The organism is Klebsiella sp. CSG-1, from assembly GCF_056521145.1.
Genome location: NZ_JBWNLD010000001.1, coordinates 704,278 through 719,552, shown reverse-complemented (window position 1 = coordinate 719,552; position 15,275 = coordinate 704,278). Strand labels below are relative to the sequence as shown.

The window sequence follows — 15,275 nt, the reverse complement described above, 5'->3', positions numbered from 1 at the left end:
AAAAATGCAACGCCTTATGCACTGAAATGGTGCGTTTTGGGCGGTGGTCGGCGCTTTTCCGCTATCTTCTGCCACCGTTCTTCTGTTTTCTTCGTTAAAAGGGCCGCTATGCGGCCCTTTTTCATTTCTGGCATAGCCCTTGCTTTATTCCCTGTGTGTTAGCTGCTGCCATTACGAATTCAGAGCGGAGGGGACTTATGAAGCTGGTTACCGTGGTAATCAAACCATTCAAACTGGAAGATGTGCGTGAAGCGTTATCTTCCATCGGCATTCAGGGCCTGACGGTCACTGAGGTAAAAGGGTTTGGCCGTCAGAAAGGCCACGCCGAGCTGTACCGTGGTGCCGAATACAGCGTCAATTTTCTGCCAAAGGTGAAGATTGATGTCGCGATTGCCGACGATCAGCTTGATGAGGTCGTTGATGTGATTAGTAAAGCGGCCTACACCGGAAAAATTGGCGATGGCAAAATTTTCGTCGCCGAGTTGCAACGCGTTATTCGCATCCGCACCGGCGAAGCCGACGAAGCGGCACTGTAACGTCCAGACCACACAGTGATGGGGATCGAGAAAATGAAAATAGCAACAATGAAAACGGGTCTGGGTTCGCTGGCACTGCTTCCGGGGCTGGCGATGGCCGCACCGGCAGTGGCAGATAAAGCCGACAACGCCTTTATGATGATTTGCACCGCGCTGGTGCTGTTTATGACCATTCCGGGCATTGCGCTGTTCTATGGTGGCCTGATTCGCGGTAAAAACGTGCTCTCTATGCTGACCCAGGTCATCGTCACCTTTGGGCTGGTATGCGTGCTGTGGGTGGTTTATGGCTACACCCTGGCGTTTGGTACCGGCGGCAGCTTCTTCGGCAGCTTCGACTGGGTATTATTGAAAAACATTGAGCTGAAAGCGCTGATGGGAACCTTCTATCAGTACATCCACGTCGCTTTCCAGGGCTCCTTCGCCTGCATCACCGTTGGCCTGATCGTGGGCGCGCTGGCTGAACGTATTCGGTTCTCCGCGGTGCTGATTTTCGTCGTCGTCTGGATGACGCTCTCCTATGTGCCGATTGCACACATGGTATGGGGCGGTGGTCTGCTGGCGACGCACGGCGCGCTGGATTTTGCCGGCGGTACCGTGGTGCATATCAACGCCGCCGTGGCCGGTCTGGTTGGTGCCTATATGATGGGCAAACGCGTTGGCTTTGGCAAAGAAGCGTTCAAACCGCATAACCTGCCGATGGTCTTCACCGGTACGGCAATTCTGTATGTTGGCTGGTTTGGCTTTAACGCCGGTTCCGCGAGTGCGGCGAACGAAATTGCCGCGCTGGCTTTCGTCAACACCGTTGTAGCGACCGCCGCGGCTATTCTGGCCTGGACCTTCGGCGAATGGGCGACCCGCGGTAAACCTTCTCTGTTAGGTGCCTGTTCCGGGGCGATTGCCGGTCTGGTTGGCGTTACCCCGGCATGTGGTTACATCGGCGTAGGCGGCTCACTGATTGTGGGTATCGCCTCCGGTCTGGCGGGTCTGTGGGGCGTAACGGTTCTCAAACGCTGGTTGCGTGTTGATGACCCGTGCGATGTGTTCGGCGTACACGGTGTCTGCGGTATCGTGGGCTGTATCCTGACCGGTATCTTTGCCGCAACCTCTCTGGGCGGCGTTGGCTACGCGGAAGGCGTCACCATGGGCCATCAGCTGCTGGTGCAGCTGGAAAGTATCGGCATCACTATCGTCTGGTCCGGCATTGTGGCCTTCATCGGTTATAAAGTGGCGGATATGACCGTAGGTCTGCGTGTTCCGGAAGAGCAGGAGCGCGAAGGTCTGGACGTCAACAGCCACGGCGAAAACGCCTACAACGCCTGATAAATTGAGTCACTCCAGTAGCAGCAAAGCCTCCCGACGGGAGGCTTTTTTTCGTCAGGAGGGACAACATCAGATGTTACCCGTCGCGCATAACTCCTTACGCGTTACGGTTGCGCATGACCCCTTCCTGCACCGTTGACGCCACAAGCGTGCCATCCTGAGTATAAAACTCACCGCGAACGAAGCCCCGGGCGCTGGAGGCAGAAGTGCTCTCAACGCTGTACAGCAGCCAGTCATTAATGTTGAACGGGCGATGGAACCACATCGAGTGGTCGATCGTCGCCACCTGCATCCCCGGTTCCAGGAACCCGACGCCGTGTGGCTGGAGCGCCACCGGCAGGAAATTGAAATCGGAAGCGTAGCCCAGCAGGTACTGATGGATGCGAATATCCTCCGGCACCGCGCCGTTGGCGCGGATCCACACCTGACGGGTCGGTTCTGCAACGTGGCCCTTCAGCGGGTTGTGAAACTCAACCGGGCGGATTTCCAGCGGTTTGTCGCTGAGGAACTTATCTCTGGCCTGCGGCGGCAGCAGGTGCGCCAGCTTGCGCGCGATATCGGTTTCGGAAGGCAGAGCATCCGGCGCAGGGGCGGTCGGCATCGATTTCTGGTGCTCATAGCCGGGCTCTGGCGCCTGGAAGGAGGCGGTCATATAAAAAATGGGTTTCCCGTTTTGAATGGCCGCCACCCGACGGGCGCTGAAGCTGTTGCCATCGCGCAGTACTTCGACGTCATAAATAATCGGTTTCTGGCTATCGCCAGGGCGCAGGAAATAGCTGTGGAATGAATGGATCAGACGCTCGGCAGGCACGGTTTCTTTCGCCGCGTACAGCGCCTGACCGACGACCTGGCCGCCAAAAACCTGACGTAAGCCCAGATCTTCACTCTGCCCGCGGAATAACCCTTCTTCAATTTTTTCCAGATTCAATAATGCCAGCAGATTGGTTAGTGCCTGACTCATATTTACCCTCAATCAATGATAACTGCCTTGCGCAGTGCGTATTGAGGCCAAGTATAACCTGGAATCGCAAGTGGTCCGATGGGTGTAATAATCTGAATAAAGGGTCATTTGCAGGAAGAGAACTGAGATCTGTGCCACACTTATCCACGATGCCAATGTTACTGCTCGCCAGTCGGCAGGACATACTCCTGCAAATAAAGGGATGAAAAGGAGAACATAATGAAATTTGCCTATATGTTAAGTGCTTTAGCCGTTGCAACCGCTTTGACCGCCTGCGCGAATAATCACAGCGCCACGACAGCCAATAAGGCGGCTGCCCCCGATCCATATGGCATTGCGTCACTGACTTCTTCGCAGCAGCAGCCTAATGTATCAGGGACTATCTCGATCCGGCAGAGAGTCGCCCTACCGCCGGATGCGGTACTGACAGTCACCTTATCGGATGCGTCGCTGGCCGATGCACCGGCGCATGTCCTGGCGCAGAAAACGGTTCGCACCGAAGGCCAGCAGCCGCCGTATAACTTTGTCCTGCCGTACAACCCGGCGGATATCAAACCGAATGCCCGCATTTTGCTGAGCTCGGCCATTACGGTTAACGGTCAGATGATGTTTATCACCGATACCGTGCAGACGGTGGTGAATGGGGGAGGGAACCGGGCCGACCTGATTCTGGTGCCGGTACAGCAGACGGCCGTACCGGTCGCCAGCAGCGATGCCCCTGCCGCGCAGTAACCCATCTATGCCCCTGCCGAGGGGCATTTTTTTTATCTTCAGTAAATCCAGCGATAGTGCTGCAGATCGATATGGCCGCTGCCGGACACCTGGACACCTTCAGCCAGCAGCGCCTGGCGCTGGCGCTGCAAATCCGGGCCAGTAAGGGAAATGTCGCCGTGGCGATTGACCACCCGGTGCCAGGGAAGCGTGGAACCTTCAGGCAGGCGCTTGAGGACCCCGCCAACCTGGCGCGCCGCACGAGGTGAACCCGCCAGCCGTGCTATATCGCCATAGGTGGCGACGTAACCTTGCGGAATTGAGGCCACAATTTGCCAGACCCGCCGGGGAAAAGTGTCGTGAGAATCCATCGTGCGTCCTGTAAACCGGGAAAGGCTCAGAATAAGCGCTGACCGAGTGGCTGTACAGCGTCGGGGCTATCCAGGTTTCACGACCGTGGAAGCGAGCGTCGCAAGTGGAGGCGACGCAGCGTTGCCGGTCTTGCCAGGGGTGTACAGGAAGCTTTTCGCCCGGCGCTGCACAATAAACCAGCATCCGGTTGGGGTTAGCTTGCAATTCGTCGGTCCAGTAGGGATAATGCGGCTGCGCGTTGGATAACGACGCTCTCAATGGGGGCTCTGTTGGTTCTCCCGCAACGCTACTCTGTTTACCAGGTCAGATCCGGAAGGAAGCAGCCAGAGCAGACGACGTGTGTGCCGGGATGTAGCTGGCAGGGCCCCCACCCAATTCTGGGGATCCCTGTTTCTTTCTTTGTTTTTCTCATGCTCCTGCACACAGCAAAAAAACCGCTTTCGCATCCTGGATGTTGGACTGCTTTTCCCTGATTATTCTGCTCCCGAATCGTGCCAGCACGAAGAATAGCGGATAGTTTAAGGATCATCGTGCCTGCCAGTATCGCCTCTAAAAATACCCCCGGTTTATGCTTTAAAAATATATGTCATAAATTTGAAATAATAGTGAAATATTAATGTCATTTTCATGTCACAAATAACTGGCAGATTATCTCTGGGCATTTATTGCCTGTTCGGCAGCTGAAAATATATGTCTGGATCAGTTTGTTAACTTCGTGTATTAATTATGATAAATTTATTGCACGGGAAGCATGACGATGACTACAGTAGTTTTGAACGTAAAAATTGATGCGGAGTTAAAAGAAAAGCTGCGTCATTATGCGGAAGTAAATAACGAGAATCTGGGTACTGCAACGGAGAAACTGCTGCTTCTGGCATTTCAAATGGCAGATTCAGCAGGTGAGGCGGGGGTTTCGGAAGAGGATATCGATAGCCAGCATACCGAAGAAGAAGCTTCTCCATTAACCCCTAAAGAAATCAAAGCATTAAGAAAAATTCTGAAGAAGAAAAAATGAAACAACAACTCTCTACAGCCAGCAACTATAGCGAAGCCTGCGACTTGTTACGTTCAGGGTATGTTAAGCATGTTCGCCTCAACTGGAATATCGGTAGTGATGAGTTCTTTCGCATTGCCTCCGACTGGTGTGATACCGGGGCGAAAATAAAAAAAGATGAAGATGGTTTTATTATCTCGTTAAAAAGTTTTCCCATCCCACGCCAGCATTAATGAAATTTATTCATTGATGTCATCGGGCTGACATATAGCAATGACATCATGAAGTGCAATTTATAAAAAACATCTCATATGCGTCATGGATGATGGTTTTTGACGGGCTGAATCCAGCCCGTCGATATTTTATTATATTATTTTACGCATTCGCGTATTTTCATTCTGCTGCGTAAGACCCGCCCAGACTGGCTGCAGGGTCGTAAAGGCGTTGCGCAACTCCTCATCGTCCAGGGTGAAAGGTAAACGCAAGTAGCGGTCAAAGGCGCCAGCCAGACCGAAGCGCGTTCCGGTACCAATATGAATCCCGATACTCTCCGCTCTTGCTGAGAAGAGCGTCGCCAGCATGCCCGGTAATTCCACCCAAAATGACAGTCCGCCTTCAGGTGATGTGAAGCGCCAGTGGGGAAAGTATTCCGTCATGAGCGCACCACACATATCACGGCGTGTGGCCAGCATTGCTCGACGCGCCGGGAGCCAGGCCCGATCATTTTCGAACAGCCAGCTGCAGGCCAGCTGTTCAAGCAGCGGAGTGCCCAGGTCGAGTGAATCCCGGGCCTGGACTAACGAGGCGATGGTGCGTGAGGAAGCGCGGATCCAGCCGATACGTAATCCCCCCCAGAAACTTTTTCCGGCCGAGCCAATTGTTATCACCGGTGCCTCGGCGTTGAAGGCCGCCAGCGGCGGCGGCGGCGGGGCGTTGTACCATAAATCCACCATTGTCTCATCGACCACCAGCGTCGTACGCGTTTGCGCTGCCATATCGGCCACTCGCTGGCGGGTCGCGCTATCCATACAACGGCCGGTAGGGTTGTGGAAATCAGGCATCAGCCAGGCCAGCCGCGGTGCGGTTTGCGCAATGGTTGCCGCCAGTCCGTCGCAGTCCCAGCCGTGCTGCGGCAGGGCGACGCCGACCGGCCGACAGGAGGCGCCCTGAATGGCGCTGATCGCCATGGGATAGGACGGCGCGTCAATCACCACGCGGTCGCCTGGCCCGGTTAGCAGGCGAAGCACCAGCGAAAATGCGCTCAACGCGCCGTTCACAATCATCACTTCCTCGCTGCGGGTTGGAAGACCCCGTTCGCAGTAGCGGCGGGCTATCGCCTCCCGCAATACCGGCAGCCCGTGCTGGTCGTAACCGGTATGGGACAGATGTTGCGGCAGCATCGTCAGGGCCTGATGATAGGCCTGGTGTATCTCTGGTCCGGCGCTCAGGGCGGCGGTGGCCAGATTGACCGATGATGGACGGAAGTCCGCTGTTGTCACCGTGTCCGCTCGTTCCGGCAGCGCGATACGCGAACCGCTTCCCTGACGACTGTAAAGATAACCCTCTTCACGCAGCTGGCCGAGCGCGCTGGCGATGGTGGTGCGGCTGACGTTCAGGGCCGCGGCCAGCTCCCGTTCGCCCGGGAGCCGCGTTTCCAGCGTCAGGCGACCATCAAGAATCAGCAGACGCAGGGCGTCCGCCAGCTGGCGCCAGAGCGGCGTTCGGGTCGAAGACTCTTGCCAGTGGCCCAGCAGGCGTACCAGCGATTGCGTACCGAAGCGACGAGAAACCATAGCGATCCACTTTTAAAAAACTGGCCATTAATTATCAATCCATTTTTGCTGATGATGGCGAGGTCCGCAATCATCCAGAGGTAAAAAATGTTACGTCGATTAGTGCAGCTCTATATCGGTCTTGTTCTGTACGGCGTGTCGACCGCGTTGTTTGTTCATGCCAATCTGGGTGCCGATCCGTGGGATGTTTTTCATCTCGGCGTCGGTAAGCAGTTTGGCCTCGATTTTGGCACGGTGATTATTCTGACCGGGGCCGCGGTGCTGCTGTTGTGGATCCCGCTGCGTCAAATGCCGGGTCTGGGAACGGTCAGCAATGTGATTGTGCTGGGGCTGGCGGCAAACGCGACGCTGGCCGTCCTGCCGCCAATGGAGTCGCTGGTGCTGCGCAGCCTGATGCTGATCGGCGCCATCGTACTGAATGCTCTGGCCACGGGGATGTATATTGGCGCCGGTTTTGGCCCCGGACCGCGTGATGGACTGATGACCGGTTTGCATGCCCGTACCGGGTGGTCTTTGCGGGGGATCCGCACCGTCATTGAACTATCGGTGCTGGCGATCGGCTGGGCGCTGGGTGGTACCGTTGGCGTCGGTACCGTGCTTTATGCGCTGACGATTGGGCCGCTTATCCAGCTGTGTTTACCCTGGTTTCGCCAGCCGACGGTGCGCAAAACGGTCACCGCTACCGGTGAGGCGGTCTCCTGATTTCATCCCGTAATAAGGGATGAGGGCTAAACTTAGCCTTACAGATGCGGTCGGGTTCGCCGGTCGCGCTGTTCACTTCGGAGATCATACTCATGAAGTACGTTGATGGTTTTGTCGTTGCCGTGCCCGCGAAAAATAAGGAGGCCTATCGCGAGCTGGCAGCAAAGGCCGCACCGCTGTTTAAAGAGTTTGGTGCGCTACGGGTGGTGGAGTGCTGGGCAGACGATGTGCCGGACGGTAAGCTCACCGATTTTCGCATGGCGGTGAAAGCCGGGAGCGACGAAGAGGTCGTGTTCAGCTGGATAGAATATCCGTCAAAAGAGGTGCGCGATGCGGCGAATGCCACCATGATGGCCGACCCAAGGATGAAAGCGTTAGGCGATAGCATGCCGTTTGATGGTAAGCGAATGATTTTCGGCGGCTTCCTGCCGTTACTGGATGAATAATCTGTCCCGCCGTCCCTTTCCTGTGGAAGGGGGCGGCAGTGGCGTGGTCAGGATACTTTGGTAAACAGGTGGCGATAATCGCGTACGTCGCCGTCGGTACGAAACAGACCGCCGCCGCTATAGTGCAGTGTCTGTGGCCACCTGGGCTGCGGTTTTACGTTTGCCGCCACCACTTCAAAAATAAAGAAGTTATAGCTGTCCACCAGCGCATCGTCGAAGAGCCGGCATTCAAAACTGGCGTGGCATTCGGCAATTGACGGCGCGGACACCTGTTCACTGGCTTCCGCGGTGAGCCGGAAGGCAGCAAACTTGTCTACCGCGTCACCGTCACAGTTCCCGATTCTGGCGACCGTCTCCGCCATGGCGGCGTCAGGCAGGTTGATAACGCACTCCCCGCTGCGGCGAATCATGTCGAAACTGATGTTGCCGGCGGAAATCATGCACCCTACCAGCGAGGGGGAAAACTCCAGCACCGTATACCAGCCAAGGGTCATGATATTATTTCGATCCTGCCAGCGGCTGCTGATTAAGACGACCGCGCCGGGTTCCAGCCAGTGGCGCACATCGTGTAAAGGCCAGGGATGTTTTTGCATCAGGGAGCTCTCCCTTCATGGATTTACCTTAAGCGTAGCGCATGCGCTTTAAGGTTATTTTCCGCCCACAGAATAAACTGCTCTTTCGGCAATGCCGGGCTGTACAGCCAGCCCTGGGCGTAGAGCACATCGTGGCGACACAGCCAGTCGCGCTGTTCTGCTGTTTCGACGCCTTCGGCAATGGTAGCCAGGTGGAGCGCTTTTGCCATTTTGATGATATGCGGCGTCAGCGGCTTATATTCGAGGGTATCGACGAAGGATTTGTCAATTTTCAGGGTATCGACATCCAGTTTTTGCAGGTAGCTGAGGCTGGAATAACCGGTCCCGAAGTCATCGATCGAAATGCTGTGTCCCGCCTGACGATAGCGGGCGATCACCGGCAGAGTGGTTTCGGGATCGACGAAACCGCGCTCCGTCAGCTCAAGCGTAATTTGCGCAGGCGCGATCTCCCACTGCTGTAGCCGATCGGCCAGAAGGGCTGGCAGAGTAGGTGAGCGCAGATCGTCGACCGACAGATTAATCGAAATGTGGAGTTCCGGATGCGTGTGCAGCCACGGGCCGAGCTCGGCGAAAATTTTCCGCACAATATCTTCAGTTAAATGGGTAATGAGCCCGGTCTCTTCGGCAAGCGGAATAAAAATATCCGGCGATAAAAAGCTGCCGTCGGGCTGCTGCCAGCGCGCCAGGGCTTCGGCGCCGACGATTTTGCCCTCCTTCAACGAGACGATGGGCTGGTAATGGACCCGAATCGCGTCGGAGTGCAGCGCATCCAGCATCCCATAGCGTGGAGAGCGTAAGGTGCGCAGTAGTCGCAGTAGCAAAAATGAGGTCAGCAGACTGATAAACAGGCCGAGGGGAAGCCACAGCACCAGCTGGTGGCGGAATTTTTCCTGCAGCGGTAGCGTGGATGACCAGGTGGCGATAGCCAGCCCCAGTTCTGGAATACGATGGAGGCGATAAACCGTGTTGTCGACGGTGAGCGTCTGGCCATCCAGGTGCTTGATTTGCTCCCAGACCACCGGATTGAGAGGCTCGCTGCTGGTAATCACCTGCTTGTCTTTGGTGCCAAACAGAATCGCATGAATATTTTCCTGGCCGGGCGAAATGATATCGATAAATGAGGCGGGATCGATCATCACGACATGATTCTTACTGCCTAGCGCCGTCATTTTGCGCTTCAGGCCGAGATCGTTGACTGAAGTGAGCCAGGCCCGATAACCGTCGGTGGTGATGTGATCGGGGTCAGGAAAGGAGACTGGGGGACTGCGATCTTCAAGAGAAGAACATTGCGGCACCGAACCTTTGAGCCAAAGCACCTCCTGCACATAGCGGTGGGTATAGGCGATTCGGCGCATCGCGAGCAGATGCTGTGGGCTGCAGGCGGCTGCGCTGTGGGCATCGGCTTCCTGCAGCGCTTCTCGTGCCTGGTTCGCCACCTGCTGGATGCGCATCAGCACGCGGGAAGAGTAGTTATCCAGCTCGGAATAAAACAGTATTTTTGCCTGGTTGGTCGCCAGCCAGATGCTTAAGGCTATCGGCACAATGACGGCGAGTATCAATACCCCGGTTACCAGACTCACCAGATTCCTGGTCGTCATGCGCATATCCTTATGTTATTGGGGGTTTGATCAGTATATCCGATAGCGGAGAAAGGTCGCAGACGAGCGACAATTATTATTGGATTTAAAAAATGCCCGAATCACGACATGGCGCGGATATCGGGCTAACAGTGGATGATCCGCAGCGGTCGAGGCAATGAGCGGCGCGGATTAAAACGAGGGCTGGAGCTGGCATGCCGATAGCTTGCGTTATCAGCATCCAGGTTCAGTTTACAGCGTCATCATGACAGCCAGATGTTTTTTAATGAGCATCTGGCGCAGTAATATCGGCGCTGATCCGCAGATCGTTTTCATCGAAAACCATACAGAAGCGGTCGTCAAAGGCGACGTCGATTTTCTGCCACGGGCGGAAGTGCACATCGCCGGGCAGCAGAATTTTCACGTTGTCATGGCCATAGCACTGGCCGAACAGGTAGGTGTTGTTCCCCAGGCGTTCAACCACTTCACACTGAAACTCCACTACCGTACCGCTGCGAACGTCGGTCGACAGGTGTTCCGGGCGAATCCCCAGCGTCACCGCGTCACCGGGTTGCAGCGGCGAGGTGGTGATATTCAGCGTCAGGCTATGCTGCTGCGCCATCTGTACGGTGAGCTGACCCGGCTGCCAGGCGCTGACCGTGGCGGGCAGGAAGTTCATTTTCGGAGAGCCGATAAAACCGGCGACGAACCGGTTGACCGGGTTGTAGTACAGCGACATCGGCGATCCCATCTGCTCGACTTTCCCGTAGTTCATCACCACGATTTTATCGGCCAGGGTCATCGCTTCCACCTGATCGTGGGTGACATACACCATGGTGGTTTTCAGCTCATGGTGCAGTTTGGCGATGTGCAGACGCATCTCGACGCGCAGCTCCGCATCCAGGTTCGAGAGCGGCTCATCAAACATAAACACCCGCGGGTTACGTACGATGGCGCGGCCGATTGCCACACGCTGACGCTGGCCGCCGGAGAGCTGTTTCGGTTTGCGGTCCAGCAGATGGGTCAGCTGTAGCGTTTTGGCGACCATTTCGACCTGACGACGAATTTCGTCCTTCGGCACTTTATTGACCTTCAGGCCATAGCCCATATTTTCCGCCACCGTCATGTGCGGATAGAGCGCATAGGACTGGAAAACCATGGCCACGCCGCGATGGGCGGGCACCACATCATTCATCACCTCATCGCCGATCAGCACCTCGCCATCGCTGACCTCCTCAAGTCCGGCAATCATCCGCAGCAGGGTCGATTTCCCGCAGCCGGATGGCCCGACAAAGACTGCAAATTCACCGTCTTCGATATCAAGATTGACCTGGTGCAGCGTCACGGTAGTACCAAACCGTTTGGTGACATTCCTCAGTCGTATATTGGACATCAACATTCCCCGGGGTTAGTAATCGTTATTTGCCGTTGGGATTAGGGTTGCAGCGGTTTTTTGTATTACGTGTAACAACCAGGCTCAACAATGCTCAACAGCGCTGAAATCATGGAATGACTATAACTTCCCGTATTTTTGAGCCCTACATCGATGTTTCATTTCTGCAATCACGATCACACAACTGGTAGTCTTGTGTAGTTTTATACGCCTTCAAAGCGTAGCGTATAACAAATCAGGAAAAACTGGATTTAGCGTTGTAAGTCGCCATTTATCAGTTGATTCATACACAGTGATAAATGAAGTTATCAAATAAAAACCAATAAATTGTTATACCTTCACATGATGTTGATAATGAAAAAGAACATCCTTGCTGCACTTATCCTCACGACTCTGGCTGCCGGGCAGCTTGTCAGCCTGCAGGTCCACGCCGCCGGTCAGCTGAACGTCTGGGAAGACATCAAAAAATCCGACGGGATTAAAGCGGCGATCGGCGATTTTGAAAAACAGTACGACGTTAAGGTCAACGTGCAGGAGATGCCCTATGCACAACAGCTGGAAAAGCTGCGCCTTGATGGCCCTGCCGGCATTGGCCCGGATGTGCTGGTGATCCCCAATGACCAGCTCGGGGGAGCGGTAGTGCAGGGGCTGCTGTCGCCGCTGACGCTGGATCGGGCGAAGCAGGAGGTATTCACCCCGGCGTCAATTAATGCCTTCCGGATGGATAACGTGCTGTATGGCGTGCCGAAAGCGGTGGAAACCCTGGTGCTGATTTACAACAAAGCGCTGATCGACAAACCGCTGGATAGCCTGCAGGCGTGGTTCGACTATTCGAAAGCGCAGCGGGCGGAGAACAAATATGGCCTGCTGGCCAAGTTCGATCAGATCTATTACAGCTGGGGCGCGATTGGTCCGATGGGCGGCTATATCTTCGGCAAAAACGAGAAGGGCGGTTTTAATCCGCAGGACGTCGGTTTGAATAAACCCGGCGCGGTCGAAGCCGTTACCTTCCTGAAAAAATTCTATAGCGACAAGGTCTTCCCGGCGGGGATCCTCGGAGATAACGGGCTGAATGCCATCGATTCGTTATTCACGGAGAAGAAAGCGGCGGCGGTGATCAACGGTCCATGGGCGTTCCAGCCGTACGAAGCGGCGGGGATTAACTACGGCGTCGCGCCGCTGCCGATGCTGCCAGACGGCAAACCGATGAGCTCGTTCCTTGGCGTAAAAGGTTACGTGGTGTCGACCTGGAGCAAAGACAAAGCGCTGGCGCAGCAGTTTATTGAGTTTATCAACCAGCCTCAGTACGTGAAGGCGCGCTATGTGGCAACCGGCGAGATCCCGGCGCTGAAAGCCATGATTGACGATCCGCTTATCAAGAATGACGAGAAAGCCAGCGCGGTGGCGGTGCAATCCGCTCGCGCCACGGCGATGCCGGGGATCCCGGAAATGGGCGAAGTGTGGGGGCCGGCGAACGCGGCGCTGGAGCTCAGCCTGACCGGCAAACAGCCGCCGCAGGCGGCGCTCGATAATGCAGAGAAGCAGATCAAGATGCAGATCGAGGCTATGCAGGCCAGCAACCAGTAATCGCGATGTCCGTCATTGTAAGGTAACAGGCGCGTTGGCCGCTGACCTGTTACCCGGATTATCAGGGCATAGATGTAAAAAAGCGGGAGGAGGACCTCCCGTTTTCAGAAGGAGTGGTGTGTGATTATCAATCCCAGCGAAAATATTGCCGAGTCGCGCGGCGCAGGTCGTCATGCGTGGTGCGGCCTGCTGCTGGCTGTCGTGCCGGGTTTTGGCCAGTTTTATCATCGCCAGTGGCTGAAGGGGCTTGTCTTCCTGGTTCTGCTGAGCAGTTTCATGGGCGTTTTTTATGACTTCCTGCAAGAAGGACTGTGGGGGCTCTACACCCTGGGTGAGGAAGTCCCGCGGGATAACTCCATTTTCCTGTTGGCGGAAGGGATCATCAGCGTGCTGATCGTCGCTTTCGGCCTGCTCATTTACTCTCTTTCGCTGCGCGATGCCTGGGTTAACGGCAAAAAGCGCGATGAAGGCGTGGCGCTGAACAGCGTGCGCAAACAGTATCAGATGCTGTTGAACCAGGGGTTTCCCTATCTGATGATCAGCCCCGGCTTTATTCTGCTGGTGTTCGTCGTCATCTTCCCGATTCTCTTTGGCTTTGCCATCGCGTTCACCAACTACAACCTCTACCACACGCCGCCGGCGAAGCTGGTGGATTGGGTGGGTTTTAAAAACTTTATCAATATTTTCACGCTCTCTATCTGGCGCTCGACCTTCTTTGACGTGCTGCAGTGGACGGTGGTGTGGACGCTGCTGGCGACGACCCTGCAATGCACCGTCGGTGTGCTGCTGGCAATCCTGGTGAACCAGAAAGATCTGCGCTTTAAACCGATGATTCGCACCATTTTTATCCTGCCGTGGGCGGTTCCGGGTTTTGTCACTATCCTGGTGTTTGCGGGGATGTTTAACGACTCGTTTGGGGTGATCAACAACGCGATTCTGTCGTTCTTCGGCATTGGCCCGAAGGCGTGGCTGACCGATCCGTTCTGGACGAAAACTGCGCTGATCATGATGCAAACCTGGCTGGGCTTCCCGTTTGTCTTCGCCATGACCACCGGCGTGCTGCAGGCGATTCCTGACGACCTTTATGAAGCCGCGACCATGGACGGAGCCAGCGCGTTTACCTGCCTGCGGACCATTACGCTGCCGCTGGTGCTGTACTCGATCGCGCCGATCATTATCACCCAGTACACCTTCAACTTTAACAACTTCAACATCATTTACCTGTTCAACAACGGCGGGCCAGCGGTCGCCGGTTCGAACGCCGGCGGGACGGATATTCTGGTGTCGTGGATCTACAAACTGACGATGTCGTCTTCGCAATATGCCATTGCGGCGACCATTACTATCCTGCTGTCGATTTTTGTCGTCGGCCTGGCACTGTGGCAGTTCCGCGCCACCAAATCCTTCAAAAACGACGACATGGCGTAAGGGAAGCAACATGGCTAAATCACCCAGTATTAAACGCGAAAAGTGGATTCGCCTGTCACTCACCTGGCTGATTGTTATCCTGGTCTCGGTGGTGATTATCTATCCGCTGGTCTGGACCGTCGGCGCGTCGCTGAATGCCGGAAACAGCCTGCTCAGCACCTCGATTATTCCGGAGAACCTGTCATTCCAGCACTATGCCGACTTGTTCAACGGCAATGTGAACTACCTGACCTGGTACTGGAACTCGATGAAAATCAGCTTCATGACCATGGTGCTGACTTTAATCAGCGTCAGTTTTACCGCCTACGCCTTTTCCCGCTTTCGCTTTAAAGGGCGGCAGAACGGGCTGATGTTGTTCCTGCTGTTGCAGATGATCCCGCAGTTTTCTGCGCTGATTGCGATCTTCGTGCTCTCGCAGCTGCTGGGGCTGATCAACAGCCATCTGGCGCTGGTGCTGATCTACGTTGGCGGCATGATCCCGATGAATACCTGGCTGATGAAGGGCTATCTCGACGCGATCCCGAAAGATCTGGATGAGTCGGCAAGAATGGACGGCGCCAGCAGCTTCCGTATCTTCTTCGAGATAATCATGCCGCTGTCAAAACCGATTCTCGCGGTGGTGGCGCTGTTTTCATTTACCGGTCCGCTGGGCGATTTTATTTTGTCGAGCACCATCCTGCGTACGCCGGACAAATACACGCTGCCGATCGGCCTGTACAACCTGGTCGCGCAAAAAATGGGCGCCAGCTACACCACCTACGCGGCAGGCGCGGTGCTGATTGCCGTTCCGGTCGCGATTCTCTACCTGGCATTACAAAAATACTTTGTTTCCGGCCTGACCTCTGGCAGTACAAAAGGATAA

At 55.3% G+C, this 15,275-nt stretch carries 16 protein-coding genes and 1 other RNA gene; 11 read left to right on the top strand and 6 right to left on the bottom strand.

What is annotated here, in order from left to right; genetic code table 11:
• The first annotated feature begins 197 nt into the window (after positions 1 to 197).
• Together glnK and amtB are read left to right on the top strand one after the other, a co-directional pair.
• On the top strand, positions 198 to 536 hold the full coding sequence (gene glnK, locus AC007G_RS03530; RefSeq protein ID WP_004858743.1) for a P-II family nitrogen regulator: 339 nt from the start codon (positions 198 to 200) through the stop codon (positions 534 to 536).
• Positions 537 to 569: 33 nt separating this feature from the next.
• Complete coding sequence (amtB, locus tag AC007G_RS03525; protein WP_032689240.1) at positions 570 to 1,856, top strand: ammonium transporter AmtB; 1,287 nt, start codon at positions 570 to 572, stop codon at positions 1,854 to 1,856.
• Between the two features lie 97 nt (positions 1,857 to 1,953).
• Here the strand turns inward: amtB and tesB are convergent, their stop codons facing one another.
• Positions 1,954 to 2,817 (bottom strand): acyl-CoA thioesterase II, encoded by an 864-nt coding sequence (gene tesB / locus AC007G_RS03520; protein WP_032696530.1) that lies wholly within the window; start codon positions 2,815 to 2,817, stop codon positions 1,954 to 1,956.
• Between the two features lie 219 nt (positions 2,818 to 3,036).
• Between tesB and AC007G_RS03515 the strand changes: the two genes are divergently transcribed.
• The gene (locus tag AC007G_RS03515) at positions 3,037 to 3,549 is read left to right on the top strand and encodes a YbaY family lipoprotein (RefSeq protein ID WP_032689225.1); all 513 of its coding nucleotides are present in this window, start codon (positions 3,037 to 3,039) and stop codon (positions 3,547 to 3,549) included.
• Positions 3,550 to 3,587: 38 nt separating this feature from the next.
• Here AC007G_RS03515 and AC007G_RS03510 read toward each other — a convergent pair whose 3' ends face one another.
• Entirely contained in the window at positions 3,588 to 3,899 is a 312-nt protein-coding gene (locus tag AC007G_RS03510; RefSeq protein ID WP_032689224.1) for an MGMT family protein, read from the bottom strand.
• A 268-nt stretch (positions 3,900 to 4,167) separates the two neighbouring features.
• Between AC007G_RS03510 and ffs the strand changes: the two genes are divergently transcribed.
• The 3 genes from ffs to AC007G_RS03495 all read left to right on the top strand — a co-directional run bounded on the left by ffs (position 4,168) and on the right by AC007G_RS03495 (position 5,127).
• Positions 4,168 to 4,264, top strand: an RNA gene (ffs, locus tag AC007G_RS03505) — signal recognition particle sRNA small type.
• Positions 4,265 to 4,657: 393 nt separating this feature from the next.
• Positions 4,658 to 4,915 carry a hypothetical protein gene (locus AC007G_RS03500; RefSeq protein WP_032696529.1) on the top strand — a complete coding sequence of 86 codons (258 nt, stop codon included), beginning with the start codon at positions 4,658 to 4,660 and terminating at the stop codon, positions 4,913 to 4,915.
• On the top strand, positions 4,912 to 5,127 hold the full coding sequence (locus tag AC007G_RS03495) for a hypothetical protein (RefSeq protein ID WP_004858752.1): 216 nt from the start codon (positions 4,912 to 4,914) through the stop codon (positions 5,125 to 5,127). Before AC007G_RS03500 ends, AC007G_RS03495 begins: the two co-directional genes overlap by 4 nt.
• Positions 5,128 to 5,259: 132 nt before the next feature.
• Here the strand turns inward: AC007G_RS03495 and yczR are convergent, their stop codons facing one another.
• Positions 5,260 to 6,687: a MocR-like transcription factor YczR gene (gene yczR / locus AC007G_RS03490; protein WP_032689219.1), complete on the bottom strand. Its 1,428-nt coding sequence runs from the start codon at positions 6,685 to 6,687 to the stop codon at positions 5,260 to 5,262.
• Positions 6,688 to 6,774: 87 nt separating this feature from the next.
• Here yczR and yczE point away from each other — a divergent pair, with 87 nt between their 5' ends.
• Together yczE and AC007G_RS03480 are read left to right on the top strand one after the other, a co-directional pair.
• On the top strand, positions 6,775 to 7,389 hold the full coding sequence (gene yczE / locus AC007G_RS03485; protein ID WP_032689218.1) for a membrane protein YczE: 615 nt from the start codon (positions 6,775 to 6,777) through the stop codon (positions 7,387 to 7,389).
• A 92-nt stretch (positions 7,390 to 7,481) separates the two neighbouring features.
• Entirely contained in the window at positions 7,482 to 7,835 is a 354-nt protein-coding gene (locus AC007G_RS03480) for a DUF1428 domain-containing protein (protein ID WP_032689238.1), read from the top strand.
• A gap of 47 nt (positions 7,836 to 7,882) precedes the next feature.
• Here the strand turns inward: AC007G_RS03480 and AC007G_RS03475 are convergent, their stop codons facing one another.
• From AC007G_RS03475 to AC007G_RS03465, 3 genes are all read right to left on the bottom strand, one after another.
• On the bottom strand, positions 7,883 to 8,428 hold the full coding sequence (locus tag AC007G_RS03475; RefSeq protein ID WP_032689217.1) for a flavin reductase family protein: 546 nt from the start codon (positions 8,426 to 8,428) through the stop codon (positions 7,883 to 7,885).
• Positions 8,429 to 8,451: 23 nt separating this feature from the next.
• On the bottom strand, positions 8,452 to 10,026 hold the full coding sequence (locus AC007G_RS03470; RefSeq protein ID WP_032700684.1) for an EAL domain-containing protein: 1,575 nt from the start codon (positions 10,024 to 10,026) through the stop codon (positions 8,452 to 8,454).
• Positions 10,027 to 10,288: 262 nt separating this feature from the next.
• Positions 10,289 to 11,398: an ABC transporter ATP-binding protein gene (locus AC007G_RS03465; RefSeq protein WP_032689215.1), complete on the bottom strand. Its 1,110-nt coding sequence runs from the start codon at positions 11,396 to 11,398 to the stop codon at positions 10,289 to 10,291.
• A gap of 354 nt (positions 11,399 to 11,752) precedes the next feature.
• Between AC007G_RS03465 and AC007G_RS03460 the strand changes: the two genes are divergently transcribed.
• The 3 genes from AC007G_RS03460 to AC007G_RS03450 all read left to right on the top strand — a co-directional run bounded on the left by AC007G_RS03460 (position 11,753) and on the right by AC007G_RS03450 (position 15,275).
• The gene (locus tag AC007G_RS03460; protein ID WP_085396665.1) at positions 11,753 to 12,985 is read left to right on the top strand and encodes a maltodextrin ABC transporter substrate-binding protein; all 1,233 of its coding nucleotides are present in this window, start codon (positions 11,753 to 11,755) and stop codon (positions 12,983 to 12,985) included.
• 120 nt (positions 12,986 to 13,105) lie between these two features.
• Positions 13,106 to 14,413, top strand: coding sequence for a carbohydrate ABC transporter permease (locus tag AC007G_RS03455; RefSeq protein WP_142630453.1), 1,308 nt, complete (start codon positions 13,106 to 13,108; stop codon positions 14,411 to 14,413).
• A 10-nt stretch (positions 14,414 to 14,423) separates the two neighbouring features.
• The gene (locus AC007G_RS03450) at positions 14,424 to 15,275 is read left to right on the top strand and encodes a sugar ABC transporter permease (protein ID WP_004858771.1); all 852 of its coding nucleotides are present in this window, start codon (positions 14,424 to 14,426) and stop codon (positions 15,273 to 15,275) included.